The sequence below is a fragment of the Paenibacillus sp. BJ-4 genome, assembly GCF_020404765.1.
Classification (GTDB): Bacteria; Bacillota; Bacilli; order Paenibacillales; family Paenibacillaceae; genus Paenibacillus.
The window spans coordinates 145,047-162,394 of record NZ_JAIVEM010000071.1; the positions used below are offsets into that span (position 1 = coordinate 145,047).

Here is a 17,348-nt window from a genome sequence, read left to right on the forward strand (position 1 = left end):
GCCTAACCACCTCCCTTTATTTTCAAAATCGAACCTTATACCTATATTAAATCCCAATATTAGGTGCTTTGGCAACATAAATTCAGCCGCTGAATGTGTTACAAGTTTCGACATTTAAAGACAATTGTTTTCGACAAAAAGAGCCACTATTTAATAGCGGCTCCAGTGATTAATATTTTCGAATTCATGAAGCCCATTTCTTCGACAACCTCATCAAACCGATGGTGAGAAATTGGACATCTTTTCGATGTTTTTGTTATTTCACACTCAAAGTAAGCATCCTTGAAGATGCCATTAACGATTTTAACTTTTTCTACATTAAGAGTGTTACTTCTATCTACATTCAAAAAATTAAACCCATTACTATTCAGGAAATTTTCCCAATGTCTTAAAGTACCTATCATGTAGTAGGTTCTTTCAAATGTGTGCACTAGAAGCTGATTCTTTTTACGGCCTTTAGAAATAAAAAGAACCTTGTCCACCGATACGTTTCCACCATCTATAAAACCTTCAGGATCTGCCGATACGGTTAAACTTAGCATTTAACATTCCCCGCTTACTTTAACAATTCTTCCGGTGGTTCTGGACTATGAATCCACGACAGACTTGCCGTGCTTACAGATGCAACTGCAAGAGATGTAAGAAGTGCTGCAACATTGTAATACATACCAGCCTTCACTTTACTCAGTTTGGTTTTCTTCATTTTTTCACACCTCCTTCTATTAGTGTTAAACTCTGAACAAAAAAACTAGCAGCTACTACCGGATAAGCCAACCCCAAATTAAGAGCAACAATTGCAACTCCTAAACATTTTAGCAATGGGTAGTATTGTCTTGGTATACGAGTCCTTCCCTCTATCCGTGATGGGGCATAAATTAAGACCAGTATCATACTTAATATCGACGTAATTACGACCCAATTGTAGTTGAAATTCGCAAAAGATAAAGCGGTAAGTAAAACTGTTGATACAACTATGCATGTCAGATTACTCTTTAAATGCACCCCACCCACAACTTGGCGCAGTAAAGAAAAAGAAATCATCGCCACTACAGCTTCAAGAGCCTTACCCGTGAAAAACGAAATGCCGATAGTCAATAAAATAATTGAAACAGTGTTGATCACAACGGCTATCCCATGTTTTAAAACATTCACAGATGCCGGATGATCGGGTACAACGGTTTTGATGTGTGTTGCAATATCAAGAGCGATGGAGTCAAGGCTTTTTATAATATTCACGCTCCGTTCTTAGCGCATAATATAAGAACATGATAGATGCCAAGGTTATAAATATAATGCTCAGAAAGAAATTGTTGAAGTAGAACATAAATGTACATGCAGCAAGTACCCCAACTATCAAGATAACAACAAGTACGTGTTCCCACCTAAAACGAAGGTTTTCATAATCTGCTGTAAAGCCTATTTTAAATTTATACAGAAACCACGAAATGGCTAACACCCATGCACTGGTTACTGCTTGCGCCAATGATCCCTCTGCTGAAGTCTGCATTTCTGTTGTTAATGTTCCAAAGAGCATCAATATAATCACTGCTTGGAATAACGTGTACAGAAATGAGCCTGTAATGGATATTATAGCTGCCCAAATAATAGGCATCCTAACAACAGTAGTGATCAACAAAGTGAACAATATAATGTTAATGGTAAAAACAAAAAAAGCTAAGGATGTTTCTTCCCTTAAAATGAAGCTTTGCAAGTTCATTATTAATCCAATAAACAATGCAGGCCATACATAGTCTAAAGCCCTTACTCTAAAAATAGTTAACATCAAAACAAATGCTGCAAATGTTTCTACAGTTGAAAAAAGCAAGAACCTAATAGGCTCCCACATAACACATATCCCCTTCACATAATTGGTAACAAACACACCTTAATACTACATTTGCTACCACTACGAGGCAATCCAATTACCATGTTAAATGGTAGTATTTATGTATTATGTGAGGTAATTATTTTTAGCCTGCCGACACAATATCCTCCAGCTTAATCCAACTATAATCATCTTCCCCACGAAACAGTTTTACTTCCCTTCTGCTCGTGTTAATGGAAGTTACTACGCCAGTCATAACCTCATCATCAAATGGGCTGAATACGGTCAATGCGACCGCTGTACGTGAGTTGTAAGAGTCTATAAGCGCCTGTTCGATTAGTTGCACCTCTTGGTCGTCGAGTTCTGGTTTACTGCGGCGCTGACGGTCTTTCATAAGCTTCAGATACGCCTCTTTATGCTCAGGTATGATGATCCGTGAGCTTTCCCATATACCGTTACCTTCTAATTTTTTAGACATGTATGTAGCCTCCTGATGTGTTATGTAGAAATTATAATGCGAACAAACGTTCCTTACAAGTGACATCTTTTCCAGCACATAAAAAAATAAACCACGGATTGCTCCGGGGCTTAATATTCTGTGAAGTATTTATTCGCGTCACCCATGCTCTATGTTTCATATTGTCAATAAAGGCAATCCCATTGCCTGTATAGTTTCGGTGTGGTAACATAAGAATAGAAATAAGGGGAGTCGCTACACTCCCCCTGAACAACAAAGTGCCTCACGGCGCGCATATATTACTGTGAAGACAGCAAAACCCACCGTAGGCGGTCAACCTTAGCGGTGGGTTTTGCGCTTGTTACGTCTTTTACGTATCCATCGGTAAACTTTCCGTGAACTAAACCATAGGCTTAGAATCGTTGAAATTACTTTCAGGATCATGTAAAACGCACCAAGTGCAGTCATGGCGTCAATCACCTCCTTTACAGAAGGCTGCGCCGTGACCCCACCCGTTGTCCAATCCAGATTATACCACAAGTCATCATGTCGGGGGCTTTTTTTATTTAAAAGAGCAGTGAGGCCTTATCCCTCCTGCTCTTTTGCTTGTGCAGTCATCCTATTTACCAACACGCTTACTGTACATTTCTCTTGCTCTGCCTTCTCTTGGAGCCATTCCAACAATTCCGGCTCAAAATAGATAGCCTCTCTAATCTTCTTATCTTTTTTCGGTGGTCTTCCAGCCATAAAATCACACTCCTGTTATGCAAATTTTAAAGCATTTAAAATATTTTTGCAACACTCAATAAAACTATTTACAAAGCATTTTAAATGCTGTAAAATAGTAAATGTGAGGGGGGTGAGCAAAGCAATGAAAGATTGGGTAAACCTTGTTACGGCAATCATCCAACTGGTTACAGCACTGGCTGTACTCAAAGTACACAACGCCAGCCGTAAAAAGGCAAAGAAAAAAGGAACCAATAAACGACGCGTGCGGCGCAGACGTTAAGGATTCCTTTATAGAGGGCGGCTTACACAGCGCCTTCTATCCCAATCTTAACATATAGGCTTTATATATACAATTGGCGGCGGCCTTACGCGGGAGGGTTAGAAATGAACAAGCTGACGCAAAACGATCTTGAATGGTTACAAGACATGGTTCGGCGCGGAGAAATGTCTGCTGATAGGGCAAATGTTGAAAAGGTACGTATGGCACGATTTGTGGTAGTGAAGAAGCTTCCTGCCGAAGTGCGTTCTGTGCTCAACGCTGCTGTTAAGGATGGAGAACTTGGTCATAAAAAGAAGGATGGACATAAACCAGAAGTTTATTATCATCCGAATTTCGAATATTTGGCTAATCAAGAGAGAGCGCTGATTGAAAAACAAACATTTGAGGTACTTTCGGGAGTTATTGCTAGGTAGGATGTTAATTGAAATAACGGGGCTTCGGCCCCTCTATAGGAGGTAATCATATGGAGACAGTGACAATGATTGTGGGCGTAGCTGCGTTGGTCGTATCGGGGATTGTGGCGGTTAAGGTCTGGAGGGATAAACGATGAGTAATAACGCATGTCTTGGGTACATCATAGCAGCTCTGCGCCGACAAGGTTGGGATGATGATGAAATAAGAGAGGTTACACGCGCAGTGTATTTCGAGTTTGATTTCAAAACCCCTTCCGAGGCGGAGGAAATATACGCGCATCGGAATGATTAAAGCAAAAGCTCTGCCGACCAATAAAGGTTAGCAGAGCTTTTTTGATATCTAAGTTTAAGCACCTCCAACGACATCCTGTAGTTGAATAACCTGATGACTATAGATTTGAAAGCCTACAAAAAACAAAAAACTAGTCGCGACAATCAAAACTGCCATTTTTTTTTAACATTGTTCATCCACACCTTTTCAATAAGTTTTTTAAGCTCCTCCTACTGTATCTTGCGGTTGTATCATTGGATTATGACTATTCGTCTGAACAGGTACAGTAACAATAAACAAAAAACTAGCCGCAATGATTAGAAAAGCTACTTTTTTCAACATTATCTAACCACACCCTTTCAATAAGATTTAGAAACTCTTCCTTGAACTCAGGAACTGCATGTTTTCTAAACTTCACGAAAAGCCCCAAACAGTTTATAAAATAAGTTTCATTATTTAGTGTATGCGCTTTTACCATTGAATACATCAAGTATTTAAAGCCATCACTGAACATACCACGATGTAAACAATAATAGGCCAATTCATAACCAAATCGTGCAAGCTGCTCTGGTATAACTTGCTTAGTATACATGTCAGATGATGGCTGTCCCTGTTGCACAAAAGAGTCAATAACCGTTTCAAAACGTTTAAGTATATCATTCACATCTAACTGATATCGGTTAGCCGCAAACATTACGTTCAACAGCTTAGTAACCATTTCTTTATCGGATTTATTGGTTGATGCAGCAATAAATTCAACATAATCCGTAAGCACACTTGTATTTCCAGACAAAAGCTTATATACGTAAGTATTACTCTCTGCCCAGTTCTTGAACAAGTTAACCCAGTGTCGAGTGTCTTCATCCGTCTCTTTGACCCAATCTAAATTAGCGTAGGCGTATGTATATTGTAAAGCTTGCTGATAATCGCCTTGGGCTTCACAGACACTGGCACACAACAGGTCGGCATAGGTGATGTACACAAACATGGGACGACTTAACTTTTTCGCAGCATCATTGCGTTCTTGGTTCTTCTGTTGGTGTTTCCAAGTATATTGGATTTCCGCTTTAGCTCTCATTTTCCTTGCCATTTCATCAACCTTGTCCCACTTACGTAAAGACCTATACACGTTAGCCAAATCCTTTAACGCGTCAAGCTGGTCTATTTCATCTAGACGCTCAACAAAAGCCTCAAATACCGCTGCTGCCCTGCAATTTTGGTTTTGATCGTCTCCAACCTGAATCGTGAATATCCGATATTGACAGAGTGCCAAGCGTTCAGAATGTTGGTACTTCTCCACTTCTGCCACATTCTCATAGAGTATCAGTGCCGCTTCATGTTGACCCTGCGCGAATAGGTCTTCCGCAATCTCAAATAGTTTTGATGAATAGAGTGGATTATCCATAACGGCTCCTAGCACTTTACGGATCGTATCCAGCTTGTTCAACTTCACACAGCGATACAAAAATGGCTCAATTCGTCTCATATTCAGGGGTACGTCTAAGATGTAGTTTTCTACGAACAAGTCGTAAAAGTAACCTTCCGGTAAACCCATAGCCTTAGTAATGCAATCTAACTGGTTAATGGATATAGGCTTATTTCCTGACACAATGGCACTTACTGCTCCCCTATTCATGCCTGCAATTTGCCCAAATTGTGATAAGCTCAAACCTTCTTGTTGAAGGTAACTATCTAATTCCGTCCGAATCGTAGGTGTATGCTTCATGTCATATCCACCCTTCGCATAAAAATTCCAAGATTTTTATATTCTTGCATTCTATTGTTGTCCATAATTTAACAGTTGTCAATAACTTTTGTAACTTCTATTCATGTAATATTCTAATTATTTTTATTTTTGAATATTGTCGAATTTTGTGGGATAAGTAGTTCCAAAGAGTCATTTTACAAATTATTCTAAAAAAATATCATAATTATTGGTATATATATGTTATAGTTCTATCGTTATATAAAATACACAATGATAGGGAGAGATTAGGATGAAGAGAATTTTTTCCGTCTTTGCTGCGTTGGTTTTATTGTTTACAATTGCGCCATTCGGTTTAGTGTCAGCACAAGAGACAACAACACAAGCCAGCAGTAGTAGTATTTTACAGTCAAATAACCCTGCCACTGTTACCAGTGAGACTTATGGTAATGGAGAGATAAGTCTGCAAAAAGCAGACACTTATGTTGATCTGACTGTGCAGAAGTACGGAGGACTACTTGCTGAGTGGGACTATAAAAATTGGGGCAAGGTAATTACTAGGGTGAACTTAATAATGACCTTAGAATACAGGGAAGATTTTTTACATGCTTGGAAAACAGTAGATACTGTAGTATATAATTATACTGGTGGTCTTGGTCCCGAAGAACATAATGAACGTACATTCTACCCAGATAAAAAAGGAACGTATAGAGTATTTTTGTCTGGTAATATATACCACAATTCAGGAGGAACTAATATCCAATTGTTTTCAGCAGCAAGAAGTTATGATCCGAAAATTATTATTTCCAATGATCCAGATAAAATTGAATTGAAATAAATATAAACTTTATAACTAACAATGGTCAGGACATTAGGGATAATGTAATCCTGACCATTGTCATTTTGTTGAAAGGGGATTTAAAATGATTGATGCTGAGAAAGTAAGGGAGCGTAAGAAATTAAGATTAGATATACTAGGAGAGCTATATCAGATTTGGTTTTCCGGAGAAGAAAATAATATGTTATTTGGCTCAAAAGAAGACATATATCAGAAAAGAAACACTGAACGACACTTAGCTTTCCATTTTATGTTTGAAATGGGGTTCATTCATATTTCGCCAATGGGCGGTAAAGGCATGGACGAAAAACTGTCGATAAGTATTACTGCAAAGGGTATAGATTTTTTAGAGTCTAACTTGGAAGAATAAGAAAAAGGGGTGGAACCCATAGGGCTTGATTTTATGTTTTGTCGTAATTACAATTAAATTGAGTTGCCATACTCAGCGTAAAGATGCAGAAGCTTTCCTTTAATGGAGGGCTTTTTTACATATCAATTCTTTTGGTGTAAATCTATGTGAGCAATAACAAAAAAACACCCCACCAGCTTAGCCAGTAGGGTGTCACCGATGCTTTCGGATTATTATCGAGTAAGCACAACTGTAATCACCATGCCTGCAATTCCTATGATAATAGCAACAGTTAAAGCAATTACTGTATTCCTTGTGGTTCTAGACTCATCCTTTACATCTTGAAAATCCTGTTTCAGATCAGTTTTAACCTCAGCAATCGCATTTAGAATACGTTCTTCTCGCTCGTTAGCTTCTTGCCGTAAGCGTCGATCCTGTTCCTTCATTTCTTCGCGATAACGTTGTTCACGTTCCTGGGCGTCTTTATGATAACGGGCCTCGCGTTCTCTTGAGTCGCGTTCTATACGTTCAAGCAGCAATTTCGTCGAGTCGTCCATGTTATCACCAGCCTCCGCATTATTTTCTGTTGTTGTTGCAGTTTCATAGTTTCCTATTAGTATATCACGAATCCGTTGTTCTAGTAGGGAAAAACCTTTATTTTGAGGATGATGGTTCCTGACTTTTCCATCTGTAATATCACTACTTAAGTATGGACTATACCGTTCCTCAGGCATATTTAACGGTTGTTTTTTTTCATTAGGAATCCCTATAGGAGCTTTACTGAACAAATCCACATCTTTAATGGCTATGGATTTACTCATGATTATTCGATAGAGCGGACTCCACTCCGCCTTTCAAGTAATTCAAAAAATTCTTTTTATACTCTTCATCAACATTTACAAACGATGCGTTCATCAAATTGAACATAAATTCGACGAAATAGGCGATTCCAACAGAATCGAGATCAAGATCAATGTATGATCTATCAGCTCTAAGTATTCTTACAATATTCGCATCTCCATTTAAAATTTCCAATTTGACCAAACTAAGCGGAGAATTATTGTACGACATAATAGATGCATGATAATCGAACCCGAAGCTTTGATTTAAAGAAATATAAAAGGATTTGTTTTTCATCAAAAAAGAAGATATATCATCACCTAAATCACCACTTAATAATAATTCAATTGCTCTTCCTGCTGGTGGTTGAAAAATCATATCTATTACGTCTGCTAACCTTTCATAATTGTTGTTAGGTCTGTTCAAAACCTTTTCAATTGTATTCCATAAGAATAGTTTAGTGTTACTGTCACCATCAATAGCATCGTCTATGTATTTAAGACCTTTTTTTACGAGCTCTGCTGGATCTAGTTGTTGTTCCTCCATTGTTTCTACCTCCTAAATATTGCCGTTTCTTGAATTATAACAGATCATTTGAAAAAATCTATAATCTCTTCTCTTTCGACCGATATTAATTGATTACCACAACTGCAGTAAACTCTATCAATAATATAGGCAAATTTTCAGCCGGTTTAACAACCAAGGAAACAAAAAAAGCCCCACCAGCCGAAGCCAGCAGGGTAGTTGATTACTTTGTAACTGTAGCCGTATTAGTCTTATTCAGCAGCAGGCGCTTGTACCGATTCTGCTGGTGCCGGAATAGGCTCAGGTTCAGTCTGCGCCTGAGTAGAAATAGTATTTGATACCTCCGCCGTAGCTTGAGCCAAGAAATCATTCAACTTTGCAGCCAGACCAGATACAGCTTCCTTAGCTGCTGCCTGTGTTACCTCTTCACTCGGCTGCGCTTCGGTAGCCAGAACCGTCTTTGTCTTAGCCTTATATTCCAGATATGCCTTCTCAATCGCTGCCTGCAACTCCGTAGACGATACTACAATACCCTGTTCCGTCAATCGCAAGGATGCATACTGCAAGGCCTCTTGCATCTTGCGAACCCCGCCAACATCTTTAAATGTAGTCTGAGCAAGCGCAAATGCCTCCCCTGCTACTTTATGAATTACCTCGCGCTGTGCAGCTGTTGTACGTGCATCTAACCAAGCATTAGCCTTATTCTTAAGTGTATTAATCCCTGCCAAAGCAAAGGTCACCAGTACACCTACAATGGCTGTGACAATGGTATTAATAGCTGGTTGAATTGTTTCGATTACATTTTGCATATAAAATCCCCCTATTATTGTTTGGGCAGACCTGCGGCAGAACGCAGGTAATTAGCCAGATTGTTATAGTGTTGCATTTGTTCCTTGTCGCCCGCCTGCTTTGCTTTAAACCAAGCTGGTTGGAGCCACCGGAAGATAATCTCTTGTGCATTGGATTTAAACAGCTTCACAGCTCCGGCAAGAGGCAGGTTCTTTTCGTTCAGCCCGGCCGCTGCCCGAAGGTTATTGGCAAGGTTATGAAAATGTGTCTTGCCCACATCGTCTCCTGCCTTTTGGCTTGCGAACCAAGCTGGAGATACATAGTTGTCAATAAGCGACTGAGCTATATAAACAGGTAACGGCGTAAAGTCCAGCGCAGCAAGAGCCACGGTAGTGCCTTTAAGCTCTGTTTCCACGTCCTGCACTAAATCCTTTAGCGTCTTACCAATCGTAGCTAGCGCTTGGTCTACGTCCCTCTTACGCGCTGGATCAAGCTGCTTATGGCTTGGTATGTGCGTTCGTGGGTTAATGCCCCACTTGTTACAGCAGTAAGCTAGATACCATACAAAGCGTTTGTAAGCCTCTAACGTGTCGATCTTGCCACCGAAGCATAGTTCTATTCCAAGGGCAATGTCGTTCGCGTCGTCACCAAAGCGCTCGTTATCTGTGGTGACGTTGTACAGGACGTGCCATGCCTTTTCTGCTGGATCGGGTCCAGTACCAGCCGGAATTATCTCAAGAATCTTTTTGTCGTCTATGAACGTCTGTGCTGAAGCAGAACGATCTACCAGCCCATTGAAATAGGTGTAATGGTTATCCGCTGACGCTCCTGGATTACCTGTATCGTGCGCAACTAAAAAGACCGGATTCCCGCTTATTAGGCGAGTACCCGGTCTTACGTTATGGCGCTTGTTTATGTAGCGCCGTTCTATCGTGTATTTGGTTTGATTAAACAAGTATCACAATCCCCCTTTTACAAATACCGCTGTAACGATAGCGATTATGGTCCCGCCCAATACAAAAGTCAGAAAGTTAAACCACTGTTTATTATTTGTGGTTCGTTCCTTAACACTGTCCTGCTGAGTTTGTTGGAGCCAGCTAAACAGTTTCATTTCCAGCGTATCGATCTTGGTCATTACTTGATCAAACTGGAGTTGCATCATACGTGTTGAATCCTTTAACTGGCGAATCTCATCATCATGCCGCCCTGTCGTCTGCTCGATCAGTTTAAAACGCGCCCCATCCGATACAGCCTGAGCGGATAACCTAGCGAATTCACCACTTAGATTCTGTAGTTGAACTGTTAACTCTTCTGTTTTCGTGTGCAATTGTTCAATCGCCATCACGTCTCCTTCCGGCATACCCTTTCCCCCGTCTCTATCAATTTTCCTGTATCACTCTTCCCGTTATTCCAATTGTGTGCCATCCACGTCTAATCCCCAACTTGCTAGGTAAGCCCTAACTGGCTCCTTCTGTATGTCTGGTACCTGGGCGAACGTTTTGAGACCTTTTCTAATCAACGATCCATAAATGGCTGCCACGTTAATCACCTCCCCTCTTTAAGTGCCGCAAGCTCGGCTTGCATAGTAAGCATCTGCTCGTACATATCCGCCATGGCGACTTGAGTGTTTGCAAGTTCCTCGCGTAGCTTCGGCTGTGACTCTGGCTGCTTGGTCAGCTCCGCGATTTCCTCCGGCGTAAGCCCTTCTTTCCACAATCCTTCCGGCTGCGCTAGCACGACATATACAGGCTGCTCTCCAACATCCTTGCCTTTGGTCTGCCAGTCATGCAACGCAGCTATATACGCCTCTTGCGCCTCGTAAACGGCTGATTGGTACGTTTCCCACGCCGCCAGATCAAAGCGCGGCTTGTACAGGCCCGGCGTTGTAATCGGTACACCGACAGTGTACCCGGCAGGCTCCGGTGTTGTTGGCTCAATATCTGTGTCCTGACCGGAGGTTTCCGGCTGGGCATAAAAAGGGACGACACCATTAAAGGCATCGTCCACTAGCTCGTCCTCCAGATAGAAGCCATCTGTATTTACTTTAGGTACTACTTTCATGGTGTGACCTCCTTTATCTATTCGCTAAGAACTTAATACCGTCTAACCTCAACCAAGCCAAGGATACAGTAGACTCCATTTGCACATTGCCATTCTCAGATACAAGGACTTTTACAGACACATCTGCGGCTCCTGTGTTGCCTGCACACATTAAGGCAACGAGTTGCTTAGGTCTATACCCTTCGGGCAAGCGGAACATTACAAAGGTACCAGCGGAAGGTGGTTTAACAGACCCTTGAAACGTTACCAAACCATCTGAGGATTTCACGTATTCTACAGGAGAAAACGACGCCTCAACAATGACCCCGTTTAGTAAGGTCGGACTTAACACACCTGGGTTATCCTTGTCAGCCTTCTTGTTCTCCAGCACACTCACACGCGCCGTATTCTGTTGCACACTGTCCACCAAGTCCGCAAGCAGCGTTTTTTCGTTGGTTGCGTAGGAACCTGTGAATGGTGCTACAGGCGATGGCATGAATGCCAGGTAGGACACTGTGTAGACAGCGGACGAATCGTATTCGACCTCTAGTTTTTGGGCCATTGCTCCTGCTTGAGTCGTGGTATTCGGAAACAATCTCCACTTATCTAAACGGCCATTTTTGTAGATGCCAACAAACCTATCAATGCGATAATCCGTTAGACTTTGCTCGTAACTTGGCGAACCGTTATTTATGTTCCATGAATATAGTGTTGGGTTTTCCGTTCCATACCCTTGCTTGAGCAACGCCCTAGCCCGTTCTCGTAGAACAACACCCGTACCCACTTCAACTTGGTTATCACCCTCATTGAAGGTCAGTTGCCCCTCTGATACGATAGGCTCCACGGTAGGCGTTGCGAGCTGGTATACAAGCTGGTACGGTGTACTAAAATCAGCGGCTTTTGTTGTCGGCAAGGTGTTGGTATAGTAATCTGTACCGCCAGATTTTAAACTGCCCCATGCTTTGACTCCACTTGTATATGGGGCTGTTGTTACTTGGTCGCGCATCCTCCAACCCATAAAATACGCCTTTATCTCGTCTACTGTTGGCGTGTAACCATCTGCCCACCCACTGTCTGCAACCCCTACAGTAAGTAAAATACCGTAGTCCGGCGCGTACCCCCCATTATGTTGGTCAGACGCTCCACCCGCAGAGCTTCCTTTGTTGTCCAACACCTTACCATCATACTTTGTTACCAAAGCATTACGATTCGAGGATATGTCCGATATAGGAGTATATCTGAATAGTTGCACAGCCTTAAATCCTGTACCAGACTTTAAGGCGTTTAACTCCCACGGCAAGCCCCCATCAAGAATTAGACGATTCCAATTCTTGCTTTTGAAATATTGCCCGTCGCGCTCATAGACTGTATCCGCATTAGCTCCCGTAACCGGATCGGCGTACAGGTCTGTTTGCAGTGCAAGCATGGAGGCGATAGTTGTTTTGGTGGCATCTGTCCAGCGTATAGCATAAGGGTTACGTACAGGCATTACACTGTCTACGTATGGGTACTTAGTTGCTGCTTGTGCTGGCGTAAGGCTTGCAGCGGCTGTATAGTCCGCCTCGCTGACCTCGTAAACGCGCACACTGTCCATATTAAAAGTGCTTCCGCTGTTGCCTGTGCCTGTGACAGTAACGATGTGGAAAAAATCTGTAGCCGCGAACCGTACAACGGACGAAGCAAAAGCAGAGGCCGCTGCTACGTCATTTCCATTAGCGCCAGTAACGCCATTTATGGATATGGCCACCTTGCTGGTATTGCCGTTTTTAACATCGGCTACGGCAATGTATTTGCGACCCGGTGTGGTCAAAAAGCTTGCTGAAGCTGTAGCAGGCACAGAGCCAAGTGTAAGCTTAAAACTGCTGCTGCCGCTGGTTTTGTTCGTGCTGTCGAGTGCGATTGCTACGTTGGATGACCAAGACGATACCGCTTCGCATCCACCAAGTCGCCCGATCAGGTTAACCAACATACGCCCGGTTATACCGGACAAAGAAAATGGCGCTGACTTGGCAGCATTGATGATCTGCACGCCTGGCTGCAGTGTTACGTCTTGACGGGATATAGTATTAAGGCGTTCTTTAACCGCATCCATACTACCAGCAAAACCGTCTATCTTCTCCCAGTTATCATTCATCATCGTTTTCACATCGAAGAAATCGTTACCGTCTGCTACTGGGTCCTTCATATATAAACTTAAATTAGGTGTATTACTAGCCAATCGGTACACCTCCTGCAAAATTGTTTAATAGTGTTTTATTTATTTCGTTTATCCGCATTACATGGTGTATTTCACGAATAACCAAATAGCGAAATTTATATCTTACTTCTAAATGTGCTGGTTTTATTTCTTCAATAGCGTCTTTCAAATCCTGTAGATTTGGCGGTATTCCTAAAGTGCCAATAAAGCGAATCACAAAATAATACTCAGACGGATACACAGTGACATCAACCTCGCCACGATCATAGCTATCTGCCACATTTTTTATCATGCTTGCAGACACTTTGCCGCTCCCGCGCATCTTAGAGATAACCACGCTGCGGCGCTGCTCTATGGGCTTGGAAGGCATGGAGACTATTTTCAGATCCTTCTCCCAATACTTAATGCCCCAGGTTGCCGTCTCCGGGTGAAACTGGCTGAATGTATCTACTATTGCTGCGTTCAGCTTGTCGAACTCGATATCTTCAGCGTCCATTATCTGCACGAACTCTTCAATCTCTTGGTAATAATCAGGCAGATAAGACATAAGTTTTTTAGACATGTACATCCACCGTCCCAAGCACAGCAACCGAATCCAAAGGTACTTGGATATTGCTGGTCACTCCGTTGATAGTCAGGTCAAAATAGTCGATAACAGGTGGCACATCCAATATAAAGTTGGCAATCCGCGTAATCCGTACTAGGGTATCTGTATCGTTAAAAGCTAATCCCTCCAGATACTTAGCTATGCTGGCTTCCAGCTGCTCTTTTACATCGTCTGTTGTCGCATCCCTAGCCAGTTGAACCCGCACACTGACGTTTATAGGCACTTCTCCGGCACCGACAACCGTTACTACTGGACCGATTGGGGCAGCGCCCTCACCATGTCCATCCTGAGTAGGGTCAATATAGGTCTGCACTGCCTGTACGACTGCTGCCGAAGGAGCACGCTTGTTATTGTCCAAAATGACCACCTTAACCGTTCCGGGACCATTCCAGAGTGGGAAGGTTTTAGCATCCCCAACACCAGGCACTTCCCGAGCCCACACAACATACTGGTTTTTGTTAGCGCTCGTAATTGGTTTAGTGACCTTGTCTTGGTACCGATCAAATAGAGCCGGACCCGTTTCTGTATCTTCGCCGGAAACAAGTAGATCCACCAATTCCGCTTTAGCCAACCCGTTAATAAAGTCAATAGGCAACAGCGCCCCCGAAAATTGATTGCCTATTTCGCCAGCCGTTTCGCATTCCGCAACAAACTGGCCGACACCTAATTTGCTGAGCACGACATAGTTTAGGTCCTCAATGCTGTAACGGCTACCTATAGGTACATCCATAAGCACACCTTGGTTGTCGAAAAACTTCCCTCGCCAATGCGCTTTGGTCGCTTCTTTCCGCACTATGCCGGACCACGCTATAGCCGAGTCCAAATATTCCTCATTATCCGCGTTCGGGAATATCAGGCTTATATTCGTATCCAACTCGGCATACATTTGGGCCAGTTCGTTCGCTGCCGGGGCCAGCGCGTCAAAGATAACGCTCCCCTCCCGTTTATCCATAGTATCCGGTATACGGGCCAGCAGACGTTCTAAGATGACCTCTTCTGTTTGATCCTCATACAATTCCTCCGACCCCCGTTTCGTCTCTAAAGTTTCCTTGCGTTGTTACGACCTCAAACTCTGCCAGCACGTCACTACCAGAAAAGGTAAACTGAAAATCTCTTACGTCCGTAATCCGATCATCCGCCAGTAAAGCTTCACGCACTAGCCGCTTAAGCTCTGTTTGCACGAATAATCGGCTCTGTCCTTGCAGCCGGTCTACTTCGGCGCCGTAATCGTCACTGTAAATGAGATTTTCGTAACGTAGTGTTTGCAGTATCTTGTACACTACCTGTCGCATAGCCTCCAGACCGTCCACAATGCCGCGTGCGCGTCCGTTTTCAAAGTCTAAGGCGTATGTCTTGGTGGGCATTTCTTCCTCTTCTATTTCCTCGTCTATGATGCTGCCGCCCTCTGGAATCATGCGCTCACCAACTTATCTATAACGGCGAATTGCTGGCCACCTTGCATGCGTTGTAAAAGTACAGCGTCACCGATCTTGAGCCCTTCGCGAATCACCAGTACATCCGGCAGAGCGGTTTGAGTAGCCTTGGTTGCTGTTTCTGTCGGAGTCTCGTCTTTATACGTGTGACTGTGCGTTAGGCTAACCTCATAACGGGTAACGCGCTCTGTAACAAGTAAAAGATCCTCGTCCAGAACCAGCCGCTGGTCTACAGTGATTTCAAGCGGATTTACTCCTGTCACCTGACCAACCATACCCGTAGATGGCTTGCTGGCCTCCACACTTCCAAGTGCTATTTTTTGTAATTGTTTTATCATTAAATCACCTTCAATTCGAGTGACATGGTATGTTCTAAACCCGAAAATTTATGTGTGCATGAATCTACCAAGTAAACTTGACTCACCTTCAAATCATCAATAAACACAGGCACATAGCACCCGGCCCGGATACTTAAATCCCCCATAGCATCTATACTCAGGCTCTTGCTTTCCCGGTTGTGCAGGGTAAGCAGGTTTTGGGCTTTTTGTTTAATCTGTGCCGCGTTCATTTTTTCATCGACTTTATCGTACAACTGGAGCTTGCCCCACTTTTTGATATTGTTGCTGTCCTGGTAAACGTAGGCATCCCGCTTGCCGGACTCTTTATTGTCCCGCACCAGCTTGACGTAATTGTAAGTCTCGGAGTCTATGCTCTTTTTAAGCGCGTATCCGGTCATAAGGCTACCATCACCCACCGACACCGATACAAGCATGTCCGCTGCACGCTTAAGAGCTAGAGCGCCAAAGTTGTCATAGAACACATAGATTGACCCGGTGGATGTTAGCGTCAAGTCTATAGCCTTATAGATGATGTCCAGCAGCTTTTGATTATCTTCGACCATAGATGGTATCTTAAATCCCGTGTCCGCGATATTGCCAGTCTTGAGCTTAAAATCCTCTGCAATCCGCTTAATAACCGCCCCGGCTGTCAGGTTCTTGAACACGTACGTGTCGTTGGCGTTAAGGTAACGAATCTGATCGTAAGCAGTTATCTTCATTTCGGATTTTTCAGATTGCTCCACCGAAAACACATAGCCATAAAAAATCTTGTACTTGCCCTTGGTGATCCGTACGATATCCCCGTTCTGGACCTTGAATTTTTTGTTCTGGTAGATGCCATCTCTTACAAGCGTGATATCTACGCTACCTGGGCTCCCGGTGCGTTCGGTCTTCCATGTGAGTTCAGACACAAGTCCTGACGCGTTCTCTTTGCCTGCCAGCGCTTCACCCGACACCTGCCATACGTTACCATCCCGGTTATCTATAAAAATGTCCATACCATCACCCCGGCAGTCTCAGCACTTGCCCAGCCTTTAGCCGTTTGGCCTGTGCATTTGTAATCTTGTTGAGTGTTTGAATCTCCTTGTAACGGGACCCGTCACCCAAGTTCTTCTTAGCGATAATCCAAAGTGTGTCGCCTGCTTTCACCTTGACCGACTTGGGTTTAACCTTCTCATTAGGCCGCTTGGCCTTTGCCTTCGTGGTCGTGGTCTTTTTTGCGCCTGCCTTGGTTGTGGTTTTCTTCACCTTGGCCTGCACCGCATTGTAAAACACGTACTTTTTTAAAGATATCGTGTACTCAATGTCTGAAGTACCAGCAACTGGTTTCCACTCGAACTCTTCTATTGTGACCGGCATGTTAATAGCGATTTCCTGCGGGCTCTTCTGCGCACCTGGATCAAAACTGATCGCAGAATAAATAAAACGGATGGGCCGCTTGGTGTCCATCCACTTATCTATTAAAGCAATATATTCAGGTATTGGACGTAATTCATCGGTGTTGACGAATGGGTACGCCTGTCCAGGGAAAAAGCTATCGAAGGATATCTCCGTAAGTTTCCGTGACTGAATCGCGTTGATCTCGCCCCCGTCCACGATTTTAAATGTGGAACCATCTCCAGCCTCTTTGATGCTCATTTCTGGCGGATTCACTGGGATACGGAATGCTTCTTCTCCGTTGTTGTAGCTTAGTAGTATGGCGTGTTCCATTG

At 43.1% G+C, this 17,348-nt stretch carries 26 protein-coding genes; 5 read left to right on the plus strand and 21 right to left on the minus strand.

The features are described 5' to 3' along the window. Positions 1 to 146: 146 nt before the first annotated feature. The 6 genes from LCF57_RS11890 to LCF57_RS11915 all read right to left on the minus strand — a co-directional run bounded on the left by LCF57_RS11890 (position 147) and on the right by LCF57_RS11915 (position 3,029). Complete coding sequence (locus tag LCF57_RS11890; protein ID WP_226000867.1) at positions 147 to 542, minus strand: LytTR family transcriptional regulator DNA-binding domain-containing protein; 396 nt, start codon at positions 540 to 542, stop codon at positions 147 to 149. 14 nt (positions 543 to 556) lie between these two features. After that, positions 557 to 703, minus strand: coding sequence for a cyclic lactone autoinducer peptide (locus LCF57_RS11895; protein ID WP_081752074.1), 147 nt, complete (start codon positions 701 to 703; stop codon positions 557 to 559). Further along, positions 700 to 1,236: an accessory gene regulator ArgB-like protein gene (locus LCF57_RS11900; RefSeq protein ID WP_226000868.1), complete on the minus strand. Its 537-nt coding sequence runs from the start codon at positions 1,234 to 1,236 to the stop codon at positions 700 to 702. The genes LCF57_RS11895 and LCF57_RS11900 overlap by 4 nt, the downstream gene beginning before the upstream one ends. Beyond that, positions 1,214 to 1,846 (minus strand): hypothetical protein, encoded by a 633-nt coding sequence (locus tag LCF57_RS11905; RefSeq protein WP_025716044.1) that lies wholly within the window; start codon positions 1,844 to 1,846, stop codon positions 1,214 to 1,216. Before LCF57_RS11905 ends, LCF57_RS11900 begins: the two co-directional genes overlap by 23 nt. 124 nt (positions 1,847 to 1,970) lie before the next feature. Next, positions 1,971 to 2,303: a YolD-like family protein gene (locus LCF57_RS11910; protein WP_226000869.1), complete on the minus strand. Its 333-nt coding sequence runs from the start codon at positions 2,301 to 2,303 to the stop codon at positions 1,971 to 1,973. A 564-nt stretch (positions 2,304 to 2,867) separates the two neighbouring features. After that, positions 2,868 to 3,029 carry a hypothetical protein gene (locus tag LCF57_RS11915; protein WP_167438774.1) on the minus strand — a complete coding sequence of 54 codons (162 nt, stop codon included), beginning with the start codon at positions 3,027 to 3,029 and terminating at the stop codon, positions 2,868 to 2,870. 124 nt (positions 3,030 to 3,153) lie between these two features. Here LCF57_RS11915 and LCF57_RS11920 point away from each other — a divergent pair, with 124 nt between their 5' ends. The 3 genes from LCF57_RS11920 (at position 3,154) to LCF57_RS11930 (ending at position 3,996) form a co-directional block, all read left to right on the plus strand. Continuing rightward, positions 3,154 to 3,291, plus strand: a complete 138-nt coding sequence (locus tag LCF57_RS11920; RefSeq protein WP_226000870.1) for a hypothetical protein — start codon at positions 3,154 to 3,156, stop codon at positions 3,289 to 3,291. 104 nt (positions 3,292 to 3,395) lie between these two features. Then, complete coding sequence (locus tag LCF57_RS11925) at positions 3,396 to 3,704, plus strand: hypothetical protein (protein WP_226000871.1); 309 nt, start codon at positions 3,396 to 3,398, stop codon at positions 3,702 to 3,704. A gap of 133 nt (positions 3,705 to 3,837) precedes the next feature. Then, a complete protein-coding gene (locus LCF57_RS11930) occupies positions 3,838 to 3,996 on the plus strand; it encodes a hypothetical protein (protein WP_226000872.1) in 159 nt (52 codons plus the stop codon). A gap of 283 nt (positions 3,997 to 4,279) precedes the next feature. On the opposite strand, the gene LCF57_RS11935 is transcribed toward LCF57_RS11930, so the two are convergent. Beyond that, a complete protein-coding gene (locus tag LCF57_RS11935; RefSeq protein ID WP_226000873.1) occupies positions 4,280 to 5,701 on the minus strand; it encodes a helix-turn-helix domain-containing protein in 1,422 nt (473 codons plus the stop codon). Positions 5,702 to 5,972: 271 nt separating this feature from the next. Between LCF57_RS11935 and LCF57_RS11940 the strand changes: the two genes are divergently transcribed. Beyond that, positions 5,973 to 6,518, plus strand: a complete 546-nt coding sequence (locus LCF57_RS11940) for a hypothetical protein (RefSeq protein ID WP_226000874.1) — start codon at positions 5,973 to 5,975, stop codon at positions 6,516 to 6,518. Between the two features lie 85 nt (positions 6,519 to 6,603). Beyond that, positions 6,604 to 6,888, plus strand: a complete 285-nt coding sequence (locus tag LCF57_RS11945; protein WP_226000875.1) for a hypothetical protein — start codon at positions 6,604 to 6,606, stop codon at positions 6,886 to 6,888. 212 nt (positions 6,889 to 7,100) lie between these two features. On the opposite strand, the gene LCF57_RS11950 is transcribed toward LCF57_RS11945, so the two are convergent. The 14 genes from LCF57_RS11950 to LCF57_RS12010 all read right to left on the minus strand — a co-directional run bounded on the left by LCF57_RS11950 (position 7,101) and on the right by LCF57_RS12010 (position 17,346). Further along, positions 7,101 to 7,688, minus strand: coding sequence for a hypothetical protein (locus LCF57_RS11950; protein ID WP_226000876.1), 588 nt, complete (start codon positions 7,686 to 7,688; stop codon positions 7,101 to 7,103). Next, a complete protein-coding gene (locus LCF57_RS11955) occupies positions 7,681 to 8,253 on the minus strand; it encodes a hypothetical protein (protein WP_226000877.1) in 573 nt (190 codons plus the stop codon). Before LCF57_RS11955 ends, LCF57_RS11950 begins: the two co-directional genes overlap by 8 nt. 230 nt (positions 8,254 to 8,483) lie before the next feature. Continuing rightward, positions 8,484 to 9,041: a phage holin, LLH family gene (locus LCF57_RS11960; RefSeq protein ID WP_226000878.1), complete on the minus strand. Its 558-nt coding sequence runs from the start codon at positions 9,039 to 9,041 to the stop codon at positions 8,484 to 8,486. A 14-nt stretch (positions 9,042 to 9,055) separates the two neighbouring features. Beyond that, a complete protein-coding gene (locus LCF57_RS11965; RefSeq protein ID WP_226000879.1) occupies positions 9,056 to 9,976 on the minus strand; it encodes an N-acetylmuramoyl-L-alanine amidase family protein in 921 nt (306 codons plus the stop codon). A 3-nt stretch (positions 9,977 to 9,979) separates the two neighbouring features. Then, entirely contained in the window at positions 9,980 to 10,381 is a 402-nt protein-coding gene (locus tag LCF57_RS11970; protein WP_226000880.1) for a hypothetical protein, read from the minus strand. Between the two features lie 45 nt (positions 10,382 to 10,426). Beyond that, positions 10,427 to 10,570: a CD1375 family protein gene (locus LCF57_RS28175; RefSeq protein ID WP_413232195.1), complete on the minus strand. Its 144-nt coding sequence runs from the start codon at positions 10,568 to 10,570 to the stop codon at positions 10,427 to 10,429. Beyond that, complete coding sequence (locus LCF57_RS11975) at positions 10,567 to 11,082, minus strand: hypothetical protein (RefSeq protein ID WP_226000881.1); 516 nt, start codon at positions 11,080 to 11,082, stop codon at positions 10,567 to 10,569. Before LCF57_RS11975 ends, LCF57_RS28175 begins: the two co-directional genes overlap by 4 nt. 13 nt (positions 11,083 to 11,095) lie before the next feature. Then, entirely contained in the window at positions 11,096 to 13,279 is a 2,184-nt protein-coding gene (locus LCF57_RS11980) for a hypothetical protein (protein WP_226000882.1), read from the minus strand. Continuing rightward, positions 13,272 to 13,820, minus strand: a complete 549-nt coding sequence (locus tag LCF57_RS11985) for a YmfQ family protein (RefSeq protein WP_226000883.1) — start codon at positions 13,818 to 13,820, stop codon at positions 13,272 to 13,274. The genes LCF57_RS11980 and LCF57_RS11985 overlap by 8 nt, the downstream gene beginning before the upstream one ends. Continuing rightward, positions 13,813 to 14,880: a baseplate J/gp47 family protein gene (locus LCF57_RS11990; RefSeq protein WP_226000884.1), complete on the minus strand. Its 1,068-nt coding sequence runs from the start codon at positions 14,878 to 14,880 to the stop codon at positions 13,813 to 13,815. Before LCF57_RS11990 ends, LCF57_RS11985 begins: the two co-directional genes overlap by 8 nt. After that, the gene (locus LCF57_RS11995) at positions 14,873 to 15,280 is read right to left on the minus strand and encodes a DUF2634 domain-containing protein (RefSeq protein WP_226000885.1); all 408 of its coding nucleotides are present in this window, start codon (positions 15,278 to 15,280) and stop codon (positions 14,873 to 14,875) included. Before LCF57_RS11995 ends, LCF57_RS11990 begins: the two co-directional genes overlap by 8 nt. Next, the gene (locus LCF57_RS12000) at positions 15,277 to 15,636 is read right to left on the minus strand and encodes a DUF2577 domain-containing protein (RefSeq protein ID WP_226000886.1); all 360 of its coding nucleotides are present in this window, start codon (positions 15,634 to 15,636) and stop codon (positions 15,277 to 15,279) included. Before LCF57_RS12000 ends, LCF57_RS11995 begins: the two co-directional genes overlap by 4 nt. Then, positions 15,636 to 16,634 (minus strand): hypothetical protein, encoded by a 999-nt coding sequence (locus LCF57_RS12005; protein WP_226000887.1) that lies wholly within the window; start codon positions 16,632 to 16,634, stop codon positions 15,636 to 15,638. The genes LCF57_RS12000 and LCF57_RS12005 overlap by 1 nt, the downstream gene beginning before the upstream one ends. Before the next feature lie 4 nt (positions 16,635 to 16,638). Next, positions 16,639 to 17,346, minus strand: coding sequence for a LysM peptidoglycan-binding domain-containing protein (locus tag LCF57_RS12010; protein WP_226000888.1), 708 nt, complete (start codon positions 17,344 to 17,346; stop codon positions 16,639 to 16,641). Positions 17,347 to 17,348 lie beyond the last annotated feature (2 nt).

Excerpts from the sequence above, each read along its gene's own strand:
- LCF57_RS11915 (WP_167438774.1), bottom strand. The coding sequence starts at position 3,029 with ATGGCTGGAAGACCACCGAAAAAAGATAAGAAGATTAGAGAGGCTATC.
- LCF57_RS11940 (WP_226000874.1), top strand. The coding sequence starts at position 5,973 with ATGAAGAGAATTTTTTCCGTCTTTGCTGCGTTGGTTTTATTGTTTACA.
- LCF57_RS11930 (WP_226000872.1), top strand. The coding sequence starts at position 3,838 with ATGAGTAATAACGCATGTCTTGGGTACATCATAGCAGCTCTGCGCCGA.
- LCF57_RS11975 (WP_226000881.1), bottom strand. The coding sequence starts at position 11,082 with ATGAAAGTAGTACCTAAAGTAAATACAGATGGCTTCTATCTGGAGGAC.
- LCF57_RS12005 (WP_226000887.1), bottom strand. The coding sequence starts at position 16,634 with ATGGACATTTTTATAGATAACCGGGATGGTAACGTATGGCAGGTGTCG.
- LCF57_RS11945 (WP_226000875.1), top strand. The coding sequence starts at position 6,604 with ATGATTGATGCTGAGAAAGTAAGGGAGCGTAAGAAATTAAGATTAGAT.
- LCF57_RS11910 (WP_226000869.1), bottom strand. The coding sequence starts at position 2,303 with ATGTCTAAAAAATTAGAAGGTAACGGTATATGGGAAAGCTCACGGATC.
- LCF57_RS11925 (WP_226000871.1), top strand. The coding sequence starts at position 3,396 with ATGAACAAGCTGACGCAAAACGATCTTGAATGGTTACAAGACATGGTT.
- LCF57_RS11935 (WP_226000873.1), bottom strand. The coding sequence starts at position 5,701 with ATGAAGCATACACCTACGATTCGGACGGAATTAGATAGTTACCTTCAA.
- LCF57_RS11960 (WP_226000878.1), bottom strand. The coding sequence starts at position 9,041 with ATGCAAAATGTAATCGAAACAATTCAACCAGCTATTAATACCATTGTC.
- LCF57_RS11970 (WP_226000880.1), bottom strand. The coding sequence starts at position 10,381 with ATGCCGGAAGGAGACGTGATGGCGATTGAACAATTGCACACGAAAACA.
- LCF57_RS11920 (WP_226000870.1), top strand. The coding sequence starts at position 3,154 with ATGAAAGATTGGGTAAACCTTGTTACGGCAATCATCCAACTGGTTACA.
- LCF57_RS11950 (WP_226000876.1), bottom strand. The coding sequence starts at position 7,688 with ATGAGTAAATCCATAGCCATTAAAGATGTGGATTTGTTCAGTAAAGCT.
- LCF57_RS12000 (WP_226000886.1), bottom strand. The coding sequence starts at position 15,636 with ATGATAAAACAATTACAAAAAATAGCACTTGGAAGTGTGGAGGCCAGC.
- LCF57_RS11955 (WP_226000877.1), bottom strand. The coding sequence starts at position 8,253 with ATGGAGGAACAACAACTAGATCCAGCAGAGCTCGTAAAAAAAGGTCTT.
- LCF57_RS12010 (WP_226000888.1), bottom strand. The coding sequence starts at position 17,346 with ATGGAACACGCCATACTACTAAGCTACAACAACGGAGAAGAAGCATTC.
- LCF57_RS11890 (WP_226000867.1), bottom strand. The coding sequence starts at position 542 with ATGCTAAGTTTAACCGTATCGGCAGATCCTGAAGGTTTTATAGATGGT.
- LCF57_RS11985 (WP_226000883.1), bottom strand. The coding sequence starts at position 13,820 with ATGTCTAAAAAACTTATGTCTTATCTGCCTGATTATTACCAAGAGATT.
- LCF57_RS11905 (WP_025716044.1), bottom strand. The coding sequence starts at position 1,846 with ATGTGGGAGCCTATTAGGTTCTTGCTTTTTTCAACTGTAGAAACATTT.
- LCF57_RS11895 (WP_081752074.1), bottom strand. The coding sequence starts at position 703 with ATGAAGAAAACCAAACTGAGTAAAGTGAAGGCTGGTATGTATTACAAT.
- LCF57_RS11995 (WP_226000885.1), bottom strand. The coding sequence starts at position 15,280 with ATGATTCCAGAGGGCGGCAGCATCATAGACGAGGAAATAGAAGAGGAA.